This window comes from Novosphingobium sp. (genome assembly GCF_032093395.1).
Lineage (GTDB): Bacteria > Pseudomonadota > Alphaproteobacteria > Sphingomonadales > Sphingomonadaceae > Novosphingobium.
Map to the genome: position 1 here is coordinate 1 of NZ_DAMDBA010000174.1, position 1,877 is coordinate 1,877.

3 protein-coding genes and 1 pseudogene are annotated in these 1,877 nt (G+C 69.5%); 2 read left to right on the plus strand and 2 right to left on the minus strand.

Annotated features, from left to right (window positions below; translation table 11 throughout):
- The coding region (locus RT424_RS24435) for an ankyrin repeat domain-containing protein (RefSeq protein ID WP_313443499.1) at window positions 1-417 on the plus strand (417 nt) is incomplete at its 5' end.
- 28 nt (window positions 418-445) lie between these two features.
- Complete coding sequence (locus tag RT424_RS24440) at window positions 446-892, plus strand: hypothetical protein (protein WP_313443502.1); 447 nt, start codon at window positions 446-448, stop codon at window positions 890-892.
- 54 nt (window positions 893-946) lie between these two features.
- On the opposite strand, the gene RT424_RS24445 is transcribed toward RT424_RS24440, so the two are convergent.
- Window positions 947-1,141 carry a hypothetical protein gene (locus RT424_RS24445; RefSeq protein ID WP_313443503.1) on the minus strand — a complete coding sequence of 65 codons (195 nt, stop codon included), beginning with the start codon at window positions 1,139-1,141 and terminating at the stop codon, window positions 947-949.
- Window positions 1,142-1,250: 109 nt separating this feature from the next.
- A pseudogene (locus tag RT424_RS24450) lies at window positions 1,251-1,877 on the minus strand (hypothetical protein); the annotation flags it as partial.

A 1,877-nucleotide genomic window follows, 5' to 3' on the forward strand; every position in this document is an offset into this window, starting at 1 on the left:
CCGCTCATCCTGGCGGCCTATCATGGGCATGACGAGGCCGTGGCGCTGCTGCTCAATCACGGCGCCGATCCCGAGGCGGGTGATGCCGCGCGCGGCAATACCGCGCTGATGGGCGCGGCGTTCAAGGGCTTCACATCGGTCGCCCGGCTGCTTCTCGAGCGCGGGGCAGACGCCGAGACGACCAACAAGGCCGGCCAGACTGCCCTCATGCTCGCCGCGCTGTTCGACCGGCGAGAGATTGCCGATCTCCTGGTCGCGCAGGGCGCGGACCCCGAGCGGTGCGACGCCGCGGGCAACTCGGCGCTGTCGGTTGCGCGAGACCAGAACAACGCCGCCATGGGCGAGCATTTGCGCGGCGCTTGTCCTGCATCTCGGCCTGGGAGTTGGCCGGCAGAAAGCGCCATTCTCACATCGTAGGAGGGCGTGGGAGCGTGCAGGGGCGACCATGTCCGATGGTATTGGGCGCTGCATCGCCGTCATTGGCCGCCCTTATCGCGGTCTGCCCAACGCGGTCTGCTCAAGGGAGCGCTGGCTGATCTGGGGATGCGATGCGCGGTCGGCGACACGGGGCAGTAGGACGCGGAGAAAAGGGCGGCTGCTCTTGTCGGGCGGTGCCCGGGAGACGCCGCAGGCGATAGGCGCGTTCGATGGCTGCGACGGCGTGGCCGGCCAGCAGACACTGGGCTTCGAGCGAAAGGGGCGCAGCGCCCACGAACGCGAGGGTGACACCGGCGTCGCCGCGGCGCTCGAAACGAAGAGTACCCTGGGCGCAGACCGCAAGTCCTGCTTCAAAGTCGCGCGACCAGAGCCCGGGCGTTGTGTGCGAATCCATGCACACTTGTACCGCAAAATGACGAAAGGCTGGTTATGGCGACGACGTTCAAAACCCTAGACATTGGTCGCATGGCGCTTGACCCCGCCAAGGCGTCGCGCGAGAGCGCGGGCGTCACGTACTCGTCCGCCGGATCCGGTGCGCGACATGCCGGGCCGCGCCTTCGGCGCTGCTGATCGCTTTGCCGGCGGCGGCCGCCGCCTGGTGCGCGCCGGCCTGGCGCAAGAGGGTGCGCGCTTCGCGCAGGCGCTCGACAGCGTTGGCGATGGCCTGGCCCTGCTCGGGCGAGGCAGGCGTGATGGGACGCATGGTTGACCTCCTTGGTGGATAAGCTTGTGGTCAGAGCCGGCATAACCGGTGGGTATGCTGTGGGCGCGCGGTGCACATGTCGCGGGATGGCGCAGCGCAGCGCGGCTGCCTAGAGACGGCTGGTGGCCTGCCCCGCGGTGAAGTCGGCGAGCCATTGCTCCATGGTCGGTCTTTCGCTCACCGGCACGAGCGCGGCCGCGTCCTGGAAGCGCAGCAGCTCGGTGGGAGCGGTCCGCAGGATCTCGCCGATCTCGGCCTCGGGCAGCAGCTGCTCGGCACGGATAAAGTCGGTGATCCGCCCCGGACGGGTTCGGGTAGAGCGCCGCCAGAGCCCCTCGACCGTATGGAGACGGGGGCCGCGCGCGCCTCGATGAGCACGATGAGGCGCAGGCACCAGGCCGGCAGGGCGCGGACCTCATCGGGCTTGATGGCGCCGCAGAAGAAGCAGGACGATTTGGGCGGGACCGGGAGGCCGGCTTGCGCAATCCGGGCCTCGCAGCGTGCGCGCGTCCAGCCCCAGTCGCGCAGCGGATAGCGGCACTCGAACAGCGGGTCGTCGATCCCGGCGGCATGGCGATAACGGCGTGCGTCGGCGGGCGAGGCGTCGTAGCCGATCAGGCGCACGACCTTCCGGCCTGCCGCCCAGGCGGCCTTGGCCGGCGGCCATTGCTTGAGGAAGGCCTCCTGGGGCGCGACCTTCCATTTGAGCGAGCAGCTGTGACGGCCCAGGCTAATG

Excerpts from the sequence above, each read along its gene's own strand:
- RT424_RS24440 (WP_313443502.1), top strand. The coding sequence starts at position 446 with ATGTCCGATGGTATTGGGCGCTGCATCGCCGTCATTGGCCGCCCTTAT.
- RT424_RS24445 (WP_313443503.1), bottom strand. The coding sequence starts at position 1,141 with ATGCGTCCCATCACGCCTGCCTCGCCCGAGCAGGGCCAGGCCATCGCC.